Source organism: Azotobacter beijerinckii (assembly GCF_900110885.1).
Lineage (GTDB): Bacteria > Pseudomonadota > Gammaproteobacteria > Pseudomonadales > Pseudomonadaceae > Azotobacter > Azotobacter beijerinckii.
In genome coordinates this window covers 68,153-84,291 of record NZ_FOFJ01000011.1, presented here as the reverse complement: position 1 = coordinate 84,291, position 16,139 = coordinate 68,153, and the positions used below count along the sequence as shown (strand labels likewise).

The following is a 16,139-nucleotide window of genomic DNA, read 5'->3' as shown; positions in this document are numbered from 1 at the left end:
CCGCCGGGAGGTCGTCACCGGAACGTCAACGAACGGTCATCGACCTGACATGGCAGCGTCCGAGACTGCTGCCATGACTACCGCCCTGCACATCGCCCTGATCGGCGAAACTTTTCCCCCCGAGGTCAACGGCGTCGCCAACACCCTGGGCCGGCTGTGCGCCGGGCTGCGCGAGCGCGGCCACCGCCTGCAGGTGGTCCGCCCGCGGCAGAGCGCCGACCGGGGCCGGCACGGCGACGAGCAGCTGTTGCTGACCCGCGGCTGGCCGCTGCCCGGCTACCCGGGGCTGCAATGGGGCCAGTCGGCCACCGGCAAGCTGCTGCACCGCTGGCAGCGCGAACGCCCGGACGTGATCTATATCGCCACCGAAGGCCCGCTGGGCCTGTCCGCCCTGCGCTGCGCAAGGCGTCTGGGGATTCCGGCGGTCAGCGGCTTCCACACCAACTTCCAGCAGTACAGCGGCCATTACGGCTTCGGCCTGCTGAGCCGCCTGCTGACCCGCTACCTGCGCTGGTTCCACAACCATTCCCGGCTGACCCTGGTGCCCAGCGCCAGCCAGCGCATGGAGCTGACCCGGCGCGGCTTCGAGCGGCTGGAACTGCTCTCCCGCGGGGTCGACAGCCAGCTGTTCCACCCCGCCCGACGCTCCGCCACCCTGCGCGCCAGCTGGGGCGTGGGGGACGACGACCTCGTCGTGCTGCACGTCGGGCGACTGGCGCCGGAGAAGAACCTCGGCCTGCTCGGCAGCAGCTTCCGCAGCCTGCAGGCGGCCCATCCGCAGCGCAGGCTGAAGCTGGTGGTGGTCGGCGACGGTCCGCTGCGCGCCAGCCTCCAACTGCAATGGCCGGAAGCCCATTTCTGCGGCATGCAGCTGGGCGAGACGCTGGCCACCCACTATGCCTCGGGCGACCTGTTCCTCTTTCCCAGCCTGTCGGAAACCTTCGGCAACGTGGTGCTGGAGGCACTGGCCTCGGGGCTCGGCGTGGTCGCCTACGATCAGGCGGCCGCCGCCCAGCACATCCGCCACGGACACAACGGTGCGCTGGCCGAGCCGGGCGACGAGCGCGGCTTCGCCGAGGCGGCGAGCTGGCTGCTGGAGGACGAGGAAAACCTGCGCCGGGTGCGCCTCAACGCCCGCCGGCACGCCAGCCACCAGGGCTGGGACGCTATCGTCGGGCAGTTCGAGGCCTACCTGCGCGGCGCCCTACAGGCGCCCCCCGAGCAGAGAGCCGCCGCCTCGGCGCCAGCCGAGAGCCTGCGGCATCAGCCGCCGGCGGTCCCGGTCGCGCGCTCGCGCAGATAGGCCAGCACCGCCGCCTGGTCGCCGGCGAAGACGATTCGTCCGGCCTTGCTCTCGCGCTGGTAGGCGTACATCGGATCGTAGTATTCGCGCAGCAGGCCGACGATCCACTCGCGGTGCAGTTCGACGCCGCGCCCTTCGCCCTGCTCGGCGAGCGCCTGGGCCATGATTGCCGCCAGCCGCTGGTAACGCTCGCCGCCGAGCCTTTTGACGATGTTCGCCAGGCTCTGGGTGAGACGCGCGGCGAAGGCGGCGAAGCCGGCATCCGGGCCCTCGACGGCGACGAACTCGGCGCACAGGTCGATCACGTAGTCGCGCAGGATGCGCTCGACGCGCCCCTCGAAGCTGTCCTCCAGCCAGACCAGCGGGTACTGCTGCATGCCTTGGTGGAGTTCCAGCGGCAGCGAGCAGGTGCCGACCAGGCGGCTCTCATCCTCCAGCACGAACCGGCCGATGCCGGCCGCGCGCTTTCTCAGGAGGTCGATGGCCAGGCGGTTCTCGAAATCGATCTGCGCCGGCTGCGGCGTGGCGCGCTTGCCGAAGCTGGAGCCGCGGTGATTGGCATGGCCCTCCAGGTCCAGGCTGTTGTCCAGGGCGGCGATCACCTCGGTCTTGCCGGTGCCGGTGAGGCCGCCGACCAGCAGGAATGCGCACTGCTCGGTGGCCTGGCGGGTGGTCTCGAGGAGGAAGCCGCGCATCGCCTTGTAGCCGCCGATCACCCGCGGGTAATCGATGCCGGCCTCGTCCTTCAGCCACTGCTGGACGATCTGCGAGCGCAGGCCGCCGCGGAAGCAGTACAGGTAACCGTCGGGATGGGCGCGGGCGAAGTCCGCCCAGGCCTGGATGCGCTGCTCCTTGGTCCGACCGGACACCAGCCGGTGGCCGAGTTCGATGGCCGCCTGCTGGCCGTGCTGCTTGTAGCAGGTGCCGACCTTCTGTCGCTCGCTGTCGGTCATCAGCGGCAGGTTGAGCACGCCGGGAAAGGCGCCAGCGGCGAATTCCACCGGAGCGCGGGAGTCCATCATGGGGACTGCATCGAGGAAAAGCTGGCGGTAGTCGGCGGTATCGGCGCGCATCAAAAGAGCACCTCGACCGCCAGACGCTGTCGCTCGACCAGCTCGCCGATCGGCGCCAGGACCAGGCCCAGCTCGGCGGCCGCGGCGAGGAACTCCGCCTCGCCCTCGGGACTCACCGCGACCAGCAGGCCACCGCTGGTCTGCGGGTCGCAGAGCACCAGCTTGCACAGCTCCGGCAGCGGCGCGATGCGCTCGCCGAAGCTGTCGAAGTTGCGCAGGGTGCCGCCGGGCACGCAGCCCTGCTCCAGGTAGTACTCCAGGCCGACGAAACGCGGCACCGCGGCGAACTCGATGCGCGCCGACAGCCCGCTGCCGTCGGCCATCTCGACCAGGTGGCCGAGCAGGCCGAAGCCGGTGACGTCGGTCATCGCCTTGACCCCCGCCAGGCGACCGAAGCGGCTGCCCGGCTTGTTCAGGGTGCACATCCAGTCGCGCGCCAGGCCCACGTCCTGGGCGCGCAGCTTGGACTTCTTCTCCGCGGTGGTGAGGATGCCGATGCCCAGCGGCTTGGTCAGGTACAGCCGGCAGCCGGCGGTGGCGGTATCGTTACGCTTGAGGAAGCGCTTCTCCACCATGCCGGTCACCGCCAGGCCGAAGATCGGCTCGGGGGTGTCGATGGAATGGCCGCCGGCCAGCGGAATGCCCGCCAGATCGCAGACCGAGCGGCCGCCGGCGATCACCTCGCGGGCCACTTCCGGCGGGAGCACGTTGATCGGCCAGCCGAGGATGGCGATCGCCAGCAGCGGGTCGCCGCCCATCGCATAGATGTCGCTGATCGCGTTGGTCGCGGCGATGCGGCCGAAATCGAAGGGATCGTCGACGATCGGCATGAAGAAGTCGGTGGTGGAGACCACCCCACGCTCCTCGTCGACGGCGTACACGGCGGCGTCGTCGCGCGAGGCGTTGCCGACCCAGAGCCTGGGGTCGAGGTTCTGCGCGCCGCTGCCGGCGAGGATCACCTCCAGCACCTTGGGGGAAATCTTGCAGCCACAGCCGGCGCCATGGCTGTACTGGGTCAGGCGAATGGGGTCGCTCACGGGGCGTCCTCGAAGGGGAACTGAACAAGCGGCGAATTGTACCAAAAGCGCACCTTGGCGCCGCGTCGCGCCCGGCGTATGGTTCGAGGAACAAGCGGTACGGCAGTACGGGGGATTCCATGGGCAAGCGGGTGGCATTGGTACTGGGCTCGGGCGGTGCGCGGGGCTATGCCCACATCGGGGTGATCGAGGAACTCGAGGCCCGCGGCTACCAGATCGGCTGCATCGCCGGCTGCTCCATGGGCGCGGTGATCGGCGGCATCCATGCCGCCGGCAAGCTACCCGAGTATCGCCAGTGGATCGAGAGCCTGGACTACCTGGGCCTGCTGCGCCTGCTCGACGTCAGCTTCAGCCTGGGAGTGATCCGCGGCGACAAGATCTTCGCGCGAATCCGCGAGATCGTCGGCGAGGTGAACATCGAAGACCTGCCGATCCCCTTCACCGCGGTGGCCACCGACCTCACCACCTACCAGGAGGTGTGGTTCCAGGAGGGCTGCCTGCACCAGGCGATGCGCGCCTCGGCGGCGATCCCCAGCCTGTTCACCCCGGTGACCAAGGGCCACCACATGCTGGTCGACGGCGGCCTGCTCAACCCGCTGCCGATCGTCCCGGTGGTCTCCAGCCATTGCGACCTGATCGTCGCGGTCAACCTCGGCGCGGCCAACCACAAGCACTACCGGCTGCCGGTGAACGAGCGCCAGGCGGCGCTCAAGGGACGGGTCGACGCCATGCTCGACTCGCTCGGCTCGCGTCTGCCGTTCCGCCGTCGCGAAGGGTACGGCGCGTCGCTGCCGGTGCCCGAGCTGCGCGGCGAACTGGGCGAGCCGCCCGGCCTGGACACGGAAAGCCCGCCGAAGTCGGCCAGCGGCGCCCGGGTGGTCGACTCCATCGGCCCGGCGACGCTGCTCGATCTGGTCAACCAGAGCTTCGAGGTCATGCAGAGCGCGCTGACCCAGTACAAGATCGCCGGCTACCCGCCGGACATCCTGATCAACGTGCCCAAGCAGGTGTGCCGCTTCTTCGAGTTCCACAAGGCGCCGGAGATGATCCAGCTCGGCCGGGAGATCGCCCGCGACAGCCTGGATGCCTTCGAACGCGACGCTTAGCCCTACTCCCGCTCGGCCTGTTCCGCCGGCCGCCCCCGCCGATCGCCCTCCGGCAATCCCTGCGTCGGCCCGGGCTCGTTCACCCAGTCGCTGAGCAGGCTGTAGGCCACCGCCAGCAGCGTCGGGCCGAGGAACAGGCCCATGAAGCCGAAGGCATAGATCCCGCCGAACACCCCGAGCAGCACCACCACCAGCGGCAGGTTGCCGCCGCGGCTGATCAGATAGGGCTTAAGCACGTTGTCCACCCCGCTGATCACGAACATGCCCCAGATGCCGAGGAAGATCGCGTAGCCGTAGTCGCCCTGCCAGACCAGCCAGGCGGTGGCCGGCATCCAGGCCAGCGGCGGCCCCATGGGAATCAGGCTGAGCGCGAAGGTCAGCAGGCCGAGCAGCATCGCCCCCGGCACTCCGGCGATCCAGAAGCCGATCAGCGCCAGCAGGCCCTGGGCCGCGGCGGTGCCGATCACCCCGTTGACCACCCGCTGCACGGTGGCGGCGACCAGCTTCCGGTAATGCTCGGCGCGCTCGCCGATCAGCCGCTCCAGCAGGCTTTGCACGAAGCGCTCCAGGCGCGGTCCGTCGCGGTAGAAGAAGAACACCAGCACCAGACTCAGCACCAGCTCCAGCATGCCGCTGCCGATACTGGCGCTGCGTGCCAGCAACCAGTTGCCGACCTGGCCGAGGTAAGGCTTGAGCGTGGCGAACAGCGCCAGCCCCTGCTGGTCGAGGGCGCGCCAGAGAGCGACCAGTTCGTCGCCGACCACTGGCAGTCCGGCCAGCCAGTCCGGCGGCGGCGGCAGGCCTTCGAGGCGCAGAGTGTTGATCAGCTCGGTGAGTTCGCGGACGTAGCCGACCAGGTTGAAGCCGAACAGCAGCAGCGGCACCGCCACCAGGATCACCCAGCCGACGGTCAGCAGGCTGGCCGCCACCGACTCCCGCCCCTTCAGCCGGACGGTCAGCAGGCGCATCAGCGGCCAGCTGGCGAAGGCCAGCACCGCCGCCCAGAAGAGCGCCGAGGCGAACGGCAGCAGCACCCACAGGCAGGCGCCGAGCAATCCCACCAGCAGGAACAGCACCAGCAGACGATCGTTATTGGGCGGCATGGGGGTTGGCAACTCCATCGAAAAGGCGGCCAAGGGCCGGACAGTATGGGCATTGTGCCGCAGGCAGGTTGCAGGGAAAACGCCGGGACGGGCGGCGCACGTTCGCGCGCCTCACGGCAGCCGGCTCAGGCGCAGCCCCGCAATCGCCGCCTCGTCCAACTCCAGGCGCGCGGCACGCACGCCCCGCTCGACCAGCGCGGCGCGCCAGGCCGGCGCCTGCGCCCCGGCCAGGGCGACCCGCAGGGTGCTGTCGAGCATCAGGCTGCGGGCCAGCAGCTCGCTCCAGGCCGCGCCGGGCTCGCCGGTCAGGCCGGGCAGCAGCAGCTGGCCGTCGGCGCGCAGCTGGCGCAGCAGGGTGTCCGGGGTCGGCAGCAGCTCGCCGAGGGCGGCGGCGTCGAGCTGCTCGACATGCAGGTACTCCCGGCGGTTGCCGCGAATAATCGCATACAACGCCAGCAGGCTGTCCCGGCGCGGTGCAGCCAGGCGCAGCAACGCATAGGCCTGGCGCTCGTCCGGGCCGTACAGGTCGGCGTTGCCGAACACCGCGTTGGCCCACAGGCTGCTGGCGCCGCAGTCGCGTCCCTCGCACCAGTAGAGCAGTTCCGCGCCCTGCCCGAGCAGCGCCTCGCGGGCCTGGGCGAAGGCCTCCGCGGCGGCATGCCCGTCCGGCAGCTGATAGGTCACCGCGGTCAGCGCCCCTTCGGCGGACACTTCGCGCTCGGCACGCAGGCGGCCGCTGATCCGCTGGATGCCGCCCAGGGGATAGCGGCGCTCCGCATCGCCCTGGCGGAACTCGACGATCTCGGCATGGGGAACACGCGGCAGGACTTCGAGGTCGTGGCTGCCCGGCAGGTCGGCGGCCAGCAGGAGGCGACTGGCCAGCACCAGGCAGCAGAAAGCGGTCACCCGCATCCGGCGCCCCGCAGACGCGGCCCGGAGCGGACGGCAGCGGATCAGGCTTGGTAACGGGGAATGGCCGTGCACAGCGCGGTCTCCTCGGGGGCGGCCCACTTCCCGAGGTGCCCCCGGCAAGTCAAGGCGCGCGGAAGAAAGGGTTGAGGCAATCGGCGACGGCCTGGGCGCCGGCTTCGTCGTCCAGGTGCAGATGATGCCCGCCGGGCAGCTCGTGCACTTCAAAGGGTAGCTCCTCCAGCAGCCCGGCCAGCTGCGGCCGGCCGACCAGCAGTCCCGCGCGGGCCAGCACCAGACTGACCGGGCAGCGCACGGCGCGGACGAAGGCCTCGGCCTGGGCCGGGTCCAGGCGCAGCGGATAGGGCAGCCGCAGGCGGCTGTCGGCCCGCCAGGTATAGCCACCGGGCACCGGCATCAGGCCGCGCTCGGCGAGCCGTTCGGCGGCCTCGCGGCTCACCGCGGCCACCCCGTGCATGCGCGCCAGCACCGCCCGCTCGATGCTCTCGTAGACCGGCTTGCGCTTGCCGGCCAGCGCCAGGTGTCCGCGCAAAGCGTCGCCGAGCTGCAGCGGGGCCTCCCCGGCCGCGCGGGTGATCGGCATGCCGCCGTCGATCAGCGCCAGCCGCTCGATCCGCTCCGGCAGCGCGCCGGCCAGCAGCACGGCGACGATCGCGCCCATGGAATGCCCGAGCAGGGAGAAGCGCTGCCAGCCGAACTGCTCGGCGACCTGCAGCACGTCGTAGGCATGGTCCCAGTGGCTGTAGCTCGCGCCGGCCGGACGATGGGCGGAGTGGCCGTGGCCGGCGAAGTCCAGGGCGACGATGCGCAACCCATCGAGCCGCGGCGCCAGGCGGGCGAAGCTCATCGCGTTGTCCAGCCAGCCATGCAGGGCCAGCACCGGCAGGCCGTCCTCCGGTCCGTAGAGGTGGGCGGCCAATTCGATATGGGGCAGATTGAGGCGGACCTCTTCGAAATGCAGGGTCATGGGGCGTCCTGTGCGGGAGGGCGACGAGAGCCGCAGCATAGCGGATGGCAGGCCCCGCGTCGGCGTAGGGTCTGTTGACGTTTTGGCGTAGGCCGCGACGGAGGCCCGTCTGGCGCAGAACAAGGAACGAGGAGAGAGGTTTGGTCATTCCAAATGAACGACGAGCGACGCCGTGCTGCGCCAGACGGGCCCCGTCCCTTCGGGTTGCGCGTCAAATGCCGCCATGCGGCGTTGCGGGTCTTGGCAAGGGAATGACCATTGCCGGCGCCCCGCGCCTTGCCTGGCGGCATTTGACGCGGCAACGCGGCTCACGCCAAAACGTCAACAGACCCTAGACTGGAGCAGGAACGCCCGAGCGAGACTGCCATGCCCGACGATGCCACTCCCCCGGAGCTGACCGCCCGGCGCCTGCAGGCGCTGCACGAGGAGGGTTTCGTGCTGCTGCCCGGCGTGCTGGAGGCCGGACAGATCGCCGCGCTGCGCGACGCCATCGACCGCCTCGAGCCCGAACACTGGGACTACACCGGGCTGGTCGATCACTACAAGTGCGTATTCAACCGCTCGCTTCTGTGGCTGCCCTACCTCGACCTGCCGGGGGTGATCGAGCTGGCCGAAGCCGCGCTCGGCAGCGACTGCCACGTGATCGGCCAGACCGCCTGGCGCTGCCATCCCGGCTTCATCGGCGCCGACCTGCACCTGGACTACCTGGTCATGGAGCTGCCGCCGGCCCTGCTCGCCGACCCGGCCTTCCGTCTGCCCATGCAGATCTGCACGGCGCACCTCTACCTCGATGCGATCGACGCGGACCTCTGCCCGACCCTGGTGATCCCCGGCAGCCACCGCGCCGGCCGCCCGCCCCGCCCGGACGAGCGTCAGTGGCAAGGCCGCGTGCCCGAGCCGGTGCTGTGCCGGGCCGGCGACGTGCTGTTCTTTCGCAGCGAACTCTGGCACGCCGGCAGCCGCAACCGCACCGCCGACCGGACGCGCTATCTGCTGCAGGTACACTACGGGCGGCGGATGGTGGCACAGAAGTTCTCGCCCTATCTGCACTGGCGCTTCGATCCACAGGTGCTGGCCGCCTGCACGGCACGCCAGCGGCGCCTGCTCGGCGACCACGCGCCGGCGGAATACGACTGAGCGCACGGCAGCAGGCAGCGCCGGGCAGTTACCCCCAGAAGCCGTGGACTAAACCGTGGATAACCTCCGAATACCTGGCTGCAGCCCTCGCGGGCTGCGGCCTGCCGGGACGCGTACACTTTTTGCACGGCACGCCCGTACCACGGCTTGCGCCGTGGCGCGGGATCGTCGGGAAATACCGCCACTCAACAAGCGAAGCGGCCGGCGGCGGGGAAAAGCCGCGGAAGCCGCTCGCGATAGCCGGGCCGGACGCCGAACTCCTGCGGGCGGCGGCATGCTGCGCAGAAGATCGCCCGTCCGGCCGAGGGAAGAGCTACAGCTTGCGCCGCCGGCCGGTGATCATCGACAGCGGCAGGTTCTCGCGCAGGCGAATGCTCTCCACCAGCGCCGCCGTCAGGTGCAGGCCGACCAGCAGGAGCAGGCCGTTGGCGAGCAGTTCATGCACCTCCTCGACCACGTCCGAACCGAAGAAGTAGTCGACCTCCTGCATCAGGAAACCGCTCAGGCCGAGACCGGCCATGCAGACCATCATCAGGAGCATCACCAGCGCGCCCAGCGGCGAGTGGCCGAGCCGGTGATACGGACGCCCGGCGACCAGCGCCTGCAGGTGCTCGGCCAGACGCGCGCGGGTCGGCCAGAAGTCCGTCCAGCGCGCCGCCGGCGAACCGACGAATCCCCAGACCACCCGGATGGCCAGCCACGCCACCGCGTAGTAGCCCAGCCAGACGTGCCAGGATTCGCCCTCCTCGGTGAAGAAGTAGTTGGCGACGAACACGCCGGCCAGCGACCAGTGAAACAGCCGCACCAGCGGGTCCCAGAGGCGCAGCGTCTCGGTGCTCATGGCTCAGTCCTTGAAGGATTCCTTGACCGGCTTGCCGCTCACCGGGTCGAAGTAGATCTCGACCTTGCGCTTGTCCTTGTCGTGGCCGTAGATCTCGTAGCAGTTGCCGCTGGTGACCTTGAACTTCTGGATGTCGTAGCCCTGGGCCTTGAGCTGCTCCTGGAACTTGGCCTGGTCCTGCCACTGGGCCTTGTCGGCCGAGGTGCACTGAGGCCCGGCGAACGCCAGCGGAGCGGCCAGAGCGAGGCCCAGCAGAACGATCTTGTGCATGATGAATCCCTCATGTTGTGTATGGTTAAGGCCGAAGCGATTCTGCTCCCGGAATCTTAAAACGACCTTAAGAAGAAGTACGTGCGGCCGGAAAGCACGGCAAGCCGGCCACGGGTAGCTCAGCACAAGTGTAGCGACATGCGTTCGAAATCCGAGCGCCGCGGAAAAATCGGACGACCGTACCGCGTGCCGACGGAAGGCGTTGACCCGAGTCATTACCTCCGGCAACGGGGGCCTACACTATCGGGTCGCAAGACCGAGGAAGGGGCGCGCCGCACAGCCGGCGAACCCTGCAGATCCGCGCCATCGCCTGCGCATCCGGTACTCCCTGGAGAAGCCATGCAAGTCATCGTGCAACAGATCGCCAAGCCTCAAGGCTGCTGGAAAGTCCAGATGGGGCAGCTCAGCGTGCCCTTCCGTACCGAAAGCGAAGCCCGCCAGTATGCCGCCCGCCTCGAATCGCGCCTGAAGGCGCCCCACCCCTGGCCGAAGGCACTGGGCTGAACAGGCGCCGGGGCCTTCCCGACCGTCAGTCCGCCGCTCGGCGAACCCGTGTATCCAGCTGCCCGCTGTACCAGGCGAGTCCTGCCGCGGCCAGCGCACAGAAACCGATCACCTGGGCCATGGGCAGCGCGCTGCCGTCGTGCAGCGCGCCGACCAGCACCGAGGCCAGCGCCGCCACACCGAATTGCAGGCTGCCCATCAGCGCCGAGGCGCTGCCGGCCTGGCTGCCCTGCGCCGCCAGGGCACAGGCTGCGGCGTTGGGCATGATCGCCCCGAGGCTAGCGATGCAGACGAACAGCGGCGGCAGCAGCGGCCACAGCGCCGCCGGCCGCGTCAGCGCCACCAGCAGCAGGACCAGTGCGCTGGCGGCGTGCAGCCAGACTGCCCGCCGCAGCCAGAACCCCGGCCCGCGCCAGCGCAAGACATGGGCGTTGAGCTGGGAAACCAGGATGAAGCCCGCCGCATTGCTGCCGAACAGCCAGCCGTAGTGCTCCTCCGGCACGCCGTAGAGCTGGATGAAAATGAACGGCGAGCCGGCGATGTAGGCGAACATCCCGGCCATGGCCACCCCGCCGGCCAGGCTGAAGGCCAGAAACTCCCGGTCGCGCAACAGCCGGGCGTAGTGCCGGAAACCGTCGCCGACGGACGGCCGCGGCGTCCCGGAGGCCAGGGTTTCCGGCAGCCGCAGGGCCACCGCCAGGCCGGTCAGCGCGCCGAACAGGGTCAGGCAGACGAAGATCGACTGCCAGCCGAAAGCCTGGAGCAGCAGCCCCCCGGCCAGGGGCGCGAGGATCGGCGCCAGGCCCATCACCAGCATCAACCGGGAGAACACCTTCGCCGTGGTCGGCGGATCGCACAGATCGCGCACCACGGTGCGCGCCACCACCATGCCGGCACAGCCGCCGAGGGCCTGGGCGAAGCGCGCCACCACCAGCTGCTCGAGGCTGCCGGCCAGCGCACAGGCCAGCGAGGCCAGGCTGAACAAGGCAACCCCGAAGAGCAGCGGCAGGCGCCGGCCGAAACGGTCGGCCAGCGGCCCGTAGGCCAGCTGGCCGATGGTCATGCCGATGAAATAGGCCGCCAGGGACAGCTGGACCCGCTCCACTTCCGTGCCGAAGACAGCCGCCAGGGCCGGGAAGCTGGGCAGATAGAAATCGATGGCCAGCGGTCCGAAGGCCGTCAGGGCGCCGAGAATCAGCAGCAGGGGTAGCGTCACGTTGGCAAACTCCCTCCGCGGCAGGAACGCGGCGGAATGTCTTGGAGAAGGACCGGAAAGGCGGACGGCGCAGCGGCGTCCGCCGGGGACTCTGGCGATGCTGTTACATACGAATACGTTTGTAAACAAAGCGCCGGGGACAAAAGGGGATAAACTCAATTGATCCGCAGACCGGCCGGCCCCTCTGGACACGCCCGGCCCGACCATGATCGGCGGCGACGTCCGGCGCCGACCGATCGATCCCCTCACCGACCGTCATGCAGAACGCCATGCGCCGAACCAAGGCCGATGCCGAAAAGACCCGCGAAACCATCCTGGCCACCGCCGAGCAGTTGTTCCTGCGCAACGGCGTGGCCCACACCAGCCTGGAGCAGGTCGCCCGCGCCAGCGGTGTGACCCGCGGCGCGATCTATTGGCACTTCCAGAACAAGAGCCATCTGCTCAACGAAATGCTCAACCAGGTCCGCCCGCGGCCGGAAAAGCTCGCCGAACGGCTGAACGCCCCCACGGCGACGCATCCCCTGCAGAACCTGCGCGATCTCTTCGTGGAAATCATGGCCGGCCTGGCCGGCAACGAGCAGAAACGCAACATCCTGACCATCCTGCTGCTGCGCTGCGAGTTCACCGACGAACTGAGCGATGCCGAAGAACGCCACACCGACTTCATCAACCAGTTCATCGCCCTCAGCGAGGAGCAGTTCGGGTGCGAGCGGGTGCGCCTGCGCCCCGGCATCAGCGCGCGCCTGGCGGCTCGCCTGCTGCACGCCACGCTGATCGGCATGCTCAGCGACCGCTTGCGCGATCCCGCGCTGTTCGACACCCAGGCGGAGGCGCCGGCGATGATCGACGCCCTGTTCAGCGGCCTGCTCGTCGACTGGCAGATCGCCGGGCACGGCGCGTCCGCCTGACGCCAGGCCGCCCGGCCGGGAGCGGGCGGCGGTGTACGCGCGTCAGGCCGCGACGACCTCGTAACCCTCCTCGCGGATCGCCGCCATCAGCCGCTCGGCGGACAGCTCGCTGGCCACCCGCACCTCGCCCGTGGGCAGGTCCACCTGCACCTCGGCCGCCGCGTCCAGCGCCTGCACGGCCTGGGTGACGGCCCGCACGCAGTGCCCGCAGCTCATGCCCTTTACCTGAAACTTCTGCATCGTGACGCTCCTCTGGAGTATGGTTGCCCGCAGTGTCAGGCTTGCCACCCTGACAAGGTCAAGCCCCCGGGAGGAGCCGGCGCGGCGGCCAATCGGCAGCATGCAGGGGAACACCACCGATGAACATCGGCCAAGCAGCGAGACGCAGCGGCCTGTCCGCACGGATGATCCGCCATTACGAGGCCATCGGCCTGATCGTCCCGGCCGGACGCGGCGACAACGGCTATCGCCGCTACGCCGAGGCCGACCTGCAGCGGCTCGCCTTCATCAAACGCGCGCGGGATCTCGGCTTCTCCCTGGAGGAGGTCGGCCGGCTGCTCGACCTCTGGCAGGACCGCCAGCGCGCCAGCGCCGAGGTGAAGGCCCTGGCCAGCGCGCACATTGCGGCGCTGGAGCGCCGAATCGACGAACTCGCCGACCTGCGCGACACCCTCAGGGAGCTGGTGGATCACTGCCGGGGGGACGAACGCCCGGACTGCCCGATCCTCCGGGAACTGGAGTCGGGCGGCCGTTGCGGGGGCTAGGGTCTGTCCTGACGATCGGCCCTGCGGGAAATGCCCCAAGCTCCGGCCGATGGCCGGAGCGGGATTCACATCTGCGATTGCAGGTAGTTCTGCAGACCGATGCGGTCGATCAGGCCAAGCTGCTGCTCCAGCCAGTAGGCGTGGTCTTCCTCGGTGTCCTTGAGCTGCGCCAGCAGGATGTTGCGGGTGACGTAGTCGCCGAGCTGCTCGCAGAGGGTGATGCCGCGGGCCAGCTCGCCGCGCACGTGGTACTCCAGGGCCAGGTCGTTGCGCAGCATCTCCGGCACGGTCTGCCCCGCATTGATCGGCTCGGGACTCATGTCCGGCGTGCCCTGCAGGAACAGCAGACGCTGCAGCAGCGCGTCGGCGTGCTGGGTTTCCTCCTGCATCTCGTGGTCCAGGCGCTCGTAGAGCTTGCTCAGGCCCCAGTCGGCGTACATCCGCGAGTGCAGCATGTACTGGTCGCGCGCCGCCAGCTCGCCGCGCAGCAGTTCCTTCAGATAATCGACGACTTGCGCCTGCCCTTGCATATCAACTCCCCCGGATCTCTATCGGTAAAAAGCGCGCAAGGATCCGCATTGAGCGTTCCCTGGTCAAGTCCGGCATCGCACCGGACTTTTTCCCAGCATAGCGCCGCCGGATCGGCGGGGAAACCCGCGCGGCCGGAATCTCCGCGGCCGGCGACCTTGAGCCGCAGCGCACCGGCCGGCGATACTCCGGGTCCCTCCCGCGGAGCTTCGCCATGCCCCTGCCGCTGGTCTACCACGACGAGTACAGCCCGCCCTTCCCGGACGGCCACCGCTTTCCCATGGAGAAGTTCCGCCTGCTGCGCGACCACCTGGTCGCCAGCGGCCTGACCGTCGACGCTGAGCTGCGCCGCCCCGAACCCTGCCCGGCGGACATTCTCGCCCTGGCCCACGACCCGGCCTACATCGAGCGCTACTGCAGCGGCGAACTGAGCCGCGAGGAACTGCGCCGCCTGGGCCTGCCCTGGACCCCGGCGCTGGCGCGGCGCACCGTACTGGCGGTGGGCGGCTCGCTGCTGGCCGCCGAACTGGCCCTCGAACACGGCCTGGCCTGCCACCTCGCCGGCGGCACCCACCACGCCCACTACGACCACCCCTCGGGCTTCTGCATCTTCAACGACCTGGCGGTGATCGCCCGCTACCTGCTGGCGAGCGGACGGATCGGCCGCGTGCTGATCTTCGACTGCGACGTGCACCAGGGCGACGGCACCGCGCGCATCCTCGAAGACACGCCGGAGGCGATCACCGTGTCGCTGCACTGCGAGCAGAACTTTCCGGCGCGCAAGGCCAAAAGCGACTGGGACATCGGCCTGCCGCTCGGCATGGGCGATGCCGACTACCTGAAGGTGGTCGACGATGCGCTGAACTATCTGCTGCCGCTGTATCAGCCGGACATCGTGCTCTACGACGCCGGCGTCGACGTGCACCGGGACGACGCCCTCGGTTATCTGGAGCTGACCGACGCCGGCCTCGCCGCCCGCGACGGCGCCGTGCTGCGCCACTGCCTGGAGCGCGAAATTCCGGTGGTCGGCGTGATCGGCGGCGGCTACGACCCGGACCACGCGGCCCTGGCGCGGCGCCACGGCATCCTCCACCACAGCGCGGCGCGCCTCTGGCGGGAACTGGGCCTCGGCTGAACCCCCTGCGCCGCCGGCGGAGTAGAATGCGCGCCCCCTCTCCCGCCCCGGAGCCAGCATGCCCGACGCCACTCCCACTCCCTCGGTCGCCATCGTCGGCGGCGGACCCGCCGGCCTGATGGCCGCCGAGGCACTCAGCCAGGCGGGCCTCGCGGTCGAGCTGTACGAGCGCATGCCCTCGGTCGGGCGCAAGTTCCTGCTCGCCGGGGTCGGCGGGATGAACATCACCCACTCGGAAGCGCGCGAGCCCTTCCTGTCCCGCTACGGCGCGCGGCGCGACGAAATCGCGCGACTGCTCGAAGATTTCGACGCCGAGGCGCTGCGCCAGTGGGTGCACGGCCTGGGCATCGACACCTTCGTCGGCAGCTCCGGGCGGGTGTTCCCCGCCGACATGAAGGCCGCACCGCTGCTGCGCGCCTGGCTGCGCCGCCTGCGCGAGGCCGGGGTGGCCATCCATACCCGTCACCGGTGGCTCGGCTGGGATGCCGACGGCGCCCTGCGCCTGGCCAGCCCGGAGGGCGAACGCCGCTCGCGGCCCGCCGCCACCCTGCTCGCCCTGGGCGGCGGCAGCTGGGCGCGGCTCGGTTCGGACGGCGTCTGGGTGGCGTTGCTGGAAGCGCGCGGGGTGAACGTCGCGCCCCTGCGCCCGGCCAACTGCGGCTTCGAGGTGGCCGGCTGGAGCGCGCACCTGCGCGAGCGCTTCGCCGGCGCGCCGCTGAAGCACGTCGGCCTGCGCCTGGGCGATGCGCCGGCGCGCCACGGCGAATGCGTGCTGACCGCCGGCGGCGTCGAGGGCAGCCTCATTTATGCCTTGTCGGCAGCGATCCGCGACCGGATCGAGCGCGAGGGCAGCGCCACCGTCTTCGTCGACCTGCTGCCCCAGCACGAGCCGGCCAGGGTGCTCGCCGCCCTGGCCAAGCCGCGCGGCTCGCGCTCCATGGCCAAGCACCTGCACGGTCAACTGGGGATCGACGGGGTCAAGGCCGCCCTGCTGCGCGAACTGGCGCCGGCCGAGGCCTTCGCCGAACCGGCGCGGCTGGCCGGACTGGTCAAGGCGCTACCGCTGACCCTGGTGCGCCCGCGGCCGCTGGACGAGGCGATCAGCAGCGCCGGCGGGGTGCCCTTCGAAGCACTGGACGAAAACCTGATGCTGCGCGGCGTGCCGGGAACCTTCTGCGCCGGCGAGATGCTCGACTGGGAGGCGCCCACCGGCGGCTACCTGCTCACCGCCTGCCTGGCCAGCGGCCAGGCCGCCGCCCGCGGCATGCTGCGCTGGCTGGAGCGGAGGTAGAACTCCGGCGCACGCGCGCCGGGTTT

18 protein-coding genes are annotated in these 16,139 nt (G+C 70.0%); 8 read left to right on the top strand and 10 right to left on the bottom strand.

Annotated features, from left to right (window positions below):
- Positions 1 to 73 precede the first annotated feature (73 nt).
- Positions 74 to 1,303: a glycosyltransferase family 4 protein gene (locus tag BMY22_RS08055; RefSeq protein WP_090621016.1), complete on the top strand. Its 1,230-nt coding sequence runs from the start codon at positions 74 to 76 to the stop codon at positions 1,301 to 1,303.
- On the opposite strand, the gene mnmH is transcribed toward BMY22_RS08055, so the two are convergent.
- Both mnmH and selD read right to left on the bottom strand, forming a co-directional pair.
- Positions 1,264 to 2,376, bottom strand: coding sequence for a tRNA 2-selenouridine(34) synthase MnmH (gene mnmH, locus BMY22_RS08050; protein WP_090621015.1), 1,113 nt, complete (start codon positions 2,374 to 2,376; stop codon positions 1,264 to 1,266). The two genes, BMY22_RS08055 and mnmH, sit on opposite strands and share 40 nt — an antisense overlap.
- Entirely contained in the window at positions 2,376 to 3,413 is a 1,038-nt protein-coding gene (gene selD, locus BMY22_RS08045) for a selenide, water dikinase SelD (protein ID WP_090621013.1), read from the bottom strand. Before selD ends, mnmH begins: the two co-directional genes overlap by 1 nt.
- Before the next feature lie 119 nt (positions 3,414 to 3,532).
- Here selD and BMY22_RS08040 point away from each other — a divergent pair, with 119 nt between their 5' ends.
- Complete coding sequence (locus tag BMY22_RS08040) at positions 3,533 to 4,519, top strand: patatin-like phospholipase family protein (RefSeq protein WP_090621011.1); 987 nt, start codon at positions 3,533 to 3,535, stop codon at positions 4,517 to 4,519.
- A 2-nt stretch (positions 4,520 to 4,521) separates the two neighbouring features.
- Here the strand turns inward: BMY22_RS08040 and BMY22_RS08035 are convergent, their stop codons facing one another.
- The 3 genes from BMY22_RS08035 to BMY22_RS08025 all read right to left on the bottom strand — a co-directional run bounded on the left by BMY22_RS08035 (position 4,522) and on the right by BMY22_RS08025 (position 7,519).
- Positions 4,522 to 5,622, bottom strand: coding sequence for an AI-2E family transporter (locus BMY22_RS08035; protein ID WP_090621010.1), 1,101 nt, complete (start codon positions 5,620 to 5,622; stop codon positions 4,522 to 4,524).
- Between the two features lie 111 nt (positions 5,623 to 5,733).
- Complete coding sequence (locus BMY22_RS08030) at positions 5,734 to 6,534, bottom strand: DUF4892 domain-containing protein (RefSeq protein ID WP_090621008.1); 801 nt, start codon at positions 6,532 to 6,534, stop codon at positions 5,734 to 5,736.
- Between the two features lie 121 nt (positions 6,535 to 6,655).
- The gene (locus BMY22_RS08025; RefSeq protein WP_090621007.1) at positions 6,656 to 7,519 is read right to left on the bottom strand and encodes an alpha/beta fold hydrolase; all 864 of its coding nucleotides are present in this window, start codon (positions 7,517 to 7,519) and stop codon (positions 6,656 to 6,658) included.
- A gap of 366 nt (positions 7,520 to 7,885) precedes the next feature.
- On the opposite strand from BMY22_RS08025, the gene BMY22_RS08020 reads away from it, so the two are divergent.
- Positions 7,886 to 8,656 carry a phytanoyl-CoA dioxygenase family protein gene (locus BMY22_RS08020; protein WP_090621005.1) on the top strand — a complete coding sequence of 257 codons (771 nt, stop codon included), beginning with the start codon at positions 7,886 to 7,888 and terminating at the stop codon, positions 8,654 to 8,656.
- A gap of 313 nt (positions 8,657 to 8,969) precedes the next feature.
- On the opposite strand, the gene BMY22_RS08015 is transcribed toward BMY22_RS08020, so the two are convergent.
- The gene (locus tag BMY22_RS08015) at positions 8,970 to 9,497 is read right to left on the bottom strand and encodes a cytochrome b/b6 domain-containing protein (protein ID WP_090621004.1); all 528 of its coding nucleotides are present in this window, start codon (positions 9,495 to 9,497) and stop codon (positions 8,970 to 8,972) included.
- Between the two features lie 3 nt (positions 9,498 to 9,500).
- Positions 9,501 to 9,767 (bottom strand): PepSY domain-containing protein, encoded by a 267-nt coding sequence (locus BMY22_RS08010; RefSeq protein ID WP_090621002.1) that lies wholly within the window; start codon positions 9,765 to 9,767, stop codon positions 9,501 to 9,503.
- Positions 9,768 to 10,106: 339 nt separating this feature from the next.
- Here BMY22_RS08010 and BMY22_RS24305 point away from each other — a divergent pair, with 339 nt between their 5' ends.
- Complete coding sequence (locus BMY22_RS24305) at positions 10,107 to 10,271, top strand: hypothetical protein (protein ID WP_090621001.1); 165 nt, start codon at positions 10,107 to 10,109, stop codon at positions 10,269 to 10,271.
- Positions 10,272 to 10,296: 25 nt separating this feature from the next.
- Here the strand turns inward: BMY22_RS24305 and BMY22_RS08000 are convergent, their stop codons facing one another.
- Positions 10,297 to 11,487, bottom strand: a complete 1,191-nt coding sequence (locus tag BMY22_RS08000) for a multidrug effflux MFS transporter (protein ID WP_090620999.1) — start codon at positions 11,485 to 11,487, stop codon at positions 10,297 to 10,299.
- A 269-nt stretch (positions 11,488 to 11,756) separates the two neighbouring features.
- Between BMY22_RS08000 and BMY22_RS07995 the strand changes: the two genes are divergently transcribed.
- Positions 11,757 to 12,395, top strand: coding sequence for a TetR family transcriptional regulator (locus BMY22_RS07995; RefSeq protein ID WP_090621063.1), 639 nt, complete (start codon positions 11,757 to 11,759; stop codon positions 12,393 to 12,395).
- A 42-nt stretch (positions 12,396 to 12,437) separates the two neighbouring features.
- Here BMY22_RS07995 and BMY22_RS07990 read toward each other — a convergent pair whose 3' ends face one another.
- On the bottom strand, positions 12,438 to 12,635 hold the full coding sequence (locus BMY22_RS07990) for a heavy-metal-associated domain-containing protein (protein WP_090620997.1): 198 nt from the start codon (positions 12,633 to 12,635) through the stop codon (positions 12,438 to 12,440).
- A gap of 119 nt (positions 12,636 to 12,754) precedes the next feature.
- Between BMY22_RS07990 and cueR the strand changes: the two genes are divergently transcribed.
- A complete protein-coding gene (gene cueR / locus BMY22_RS07985) occupies positions 12,755 to 13,159 on the top strand; it encodes a Cu(I)-responsive transcriptional regulator (protein ID WP_090620995.1) in 405 nt (134 codons plus the stop codon).
- Positions 13,160 to 13,224: 65 nt separating this feature from the next.
- Here the strand turns inward: cueR and bfr are convergent, their stop codons facing one another.
- Complete coding sequence (gene bfr, locus BMY22_RS07980) at positions 13,225 to 13,689, bottom strand: bacterioferritin (RefSeq protein WP_090620994.1); 465 nt, start codon at positions 13,687 to 13,689, stop codon at positions 13,225 to 13,227.
- Between the two features lie 212 nt (positions 13,690 to 13,901).
- Here bfr and BMY22_RS07975 point away from each other — a divergent pair, with 212 nt between their 5' ends.
- Together BMY22_RS07975 and BMY22_RS07970 are read left to right on the top strand one after the other, a co-directional pair.
- The gene (locus tag BMY22_RS07975) at positions 13,902 to 14,822 is read left to right on the top strand and encodes a histone deacetylase family protein (RefSeq protein ID WP_090620992.1); all 921 of its coding nucleotides are present in this window, start codon (positions 13,902 to 13,904) and stop codon (positions 14,820 to 14,822) included.
- A gap of 58 nt (positions 14,823 to 14,880) precedes the next feature.
- Entirely contained in the window at positions 14,881 to 16,113 is a 1,233-nt protein-coding gene (locus BMY22_RS07970; RefSeq protein WP_090620991.1) for a TIGR03862 family flavoprotein, read from the top strand.
- Positions 16,114 to 16,139: the final 26 nt, after the last annotated feature.

Bases quoted from the DNA above. Each gene is read 5' to 3' on its own strand.
- BMY22_RS08055 (WP_090621016.1), top strand. From the start codon at position 74: ATGACTACCGCCCTGCACATCGCCCTGATCGGCGAAACTTTTCCCCCC.
- mnmH (WP_090621015.1), bottom strand. From the start codon at position 2,376: ATGCGCGCCGATACCGCCGACTACCGCCAGCTTTTCCTCGATGCAGTC.
- BMY22_RS08040 (WP_090621011.1), top strand. From the start codon at position 3,533: ATGGGCAAGCGGGTGGCATTGGTACTGGGCTCGGGCGGTGCGCGGGGC.
- BMY22_RS08035 (WP_090621010.1), bottom strand. From the start codon at position 5,622: ATGCCGCCCAATAACGATCGTCTGCTGGTGCTGTTCCTGCTGGTGGGA.
- BMY22_RS08030 (WP_090621008.1), bottom strand. From the start codon at position 6,534: ATGCGGGTGACCGCTTTCTGCTGCCTGGTGCTGGCCAGTCGCCTCCTG.
- BMY22_RS08025 (WP_090621007.1), bottom strand. From the start codon at position 7,519: ATGACCCTGCATTTCGAAGAGGTCCGCCTCAATCTGCCCCATATCGAA.
- BMY22_RS08020 (WP_090621005.1), top strand. From the start codon at position 7,886: ATGCCCGACGATGCCACTCCCCCGGAGCTGACCGCCCGGCGCCTGCAG.
- BMY22_RS08015 (WP_090621004.1), bottom strand. From the start codon at position 9,497: ATGAGCACCGAGACGCTGCGCCTCTGGGACCCGCTGGTGCGGCTGTTT.
- BMY22_RS08010 (WP_090621002.1), bottom strand. From the start codon at position 9,767: ATGCACAAGATCGTTCTGCTGGGCCTCGCTCTGGCCGCTCCGCTGGCG.
- BMY22_RS24305 (WP_090621001.1), top strand. From the start codon at position 10,107: ATGCAAGTCATCGTGCAACAGATCGCCAAGCCTCAAGGCTGCTGGAAA.
- BMY22_RS07995 (WP_090621063.1), top strand. From the start codon at position 11,757: ATGCGCCGAACCAAGGCCGATGCCGAAAAGACCCGCGAAACCATCCTG.
- BMY22_RS07990 (WP_090620997.1), bottom strand. From the start codon at position 12,635: ATGCAGAAGTTTCAGGTAAAGGGCATGAGCTGCGGGCACTGCGTGCGG.
- cueR (WP_090620995.1), top strand. From the start codon at position 12,755: ATGAACATCGGCCAAGCAGCGAGACGCAGCGGCCTGTCCGCACGGATG.
- bfr (WP_090620994.1), bottom strand. From the start codon at position 13,689: ATGCAAGGGCAGGCGCAAGTCGTCGATTATCTGAAGGAACTGCTGCGC.
- BMY22_RS07975 (WP_090620992.1), top strand. From the start codon at position 13,902: ATGCCCCTGCCGCTGGTCTACCACGACGAGTACAGCCCGCCCTTCCCG.
- BMY22_RS07970 (WP_090620991.1), top strand. From the start codon at position 14,881: ATGCCCGACGCCACTCCCACTCCCTCGGTCGCCATCGTCGGCGGCGGA.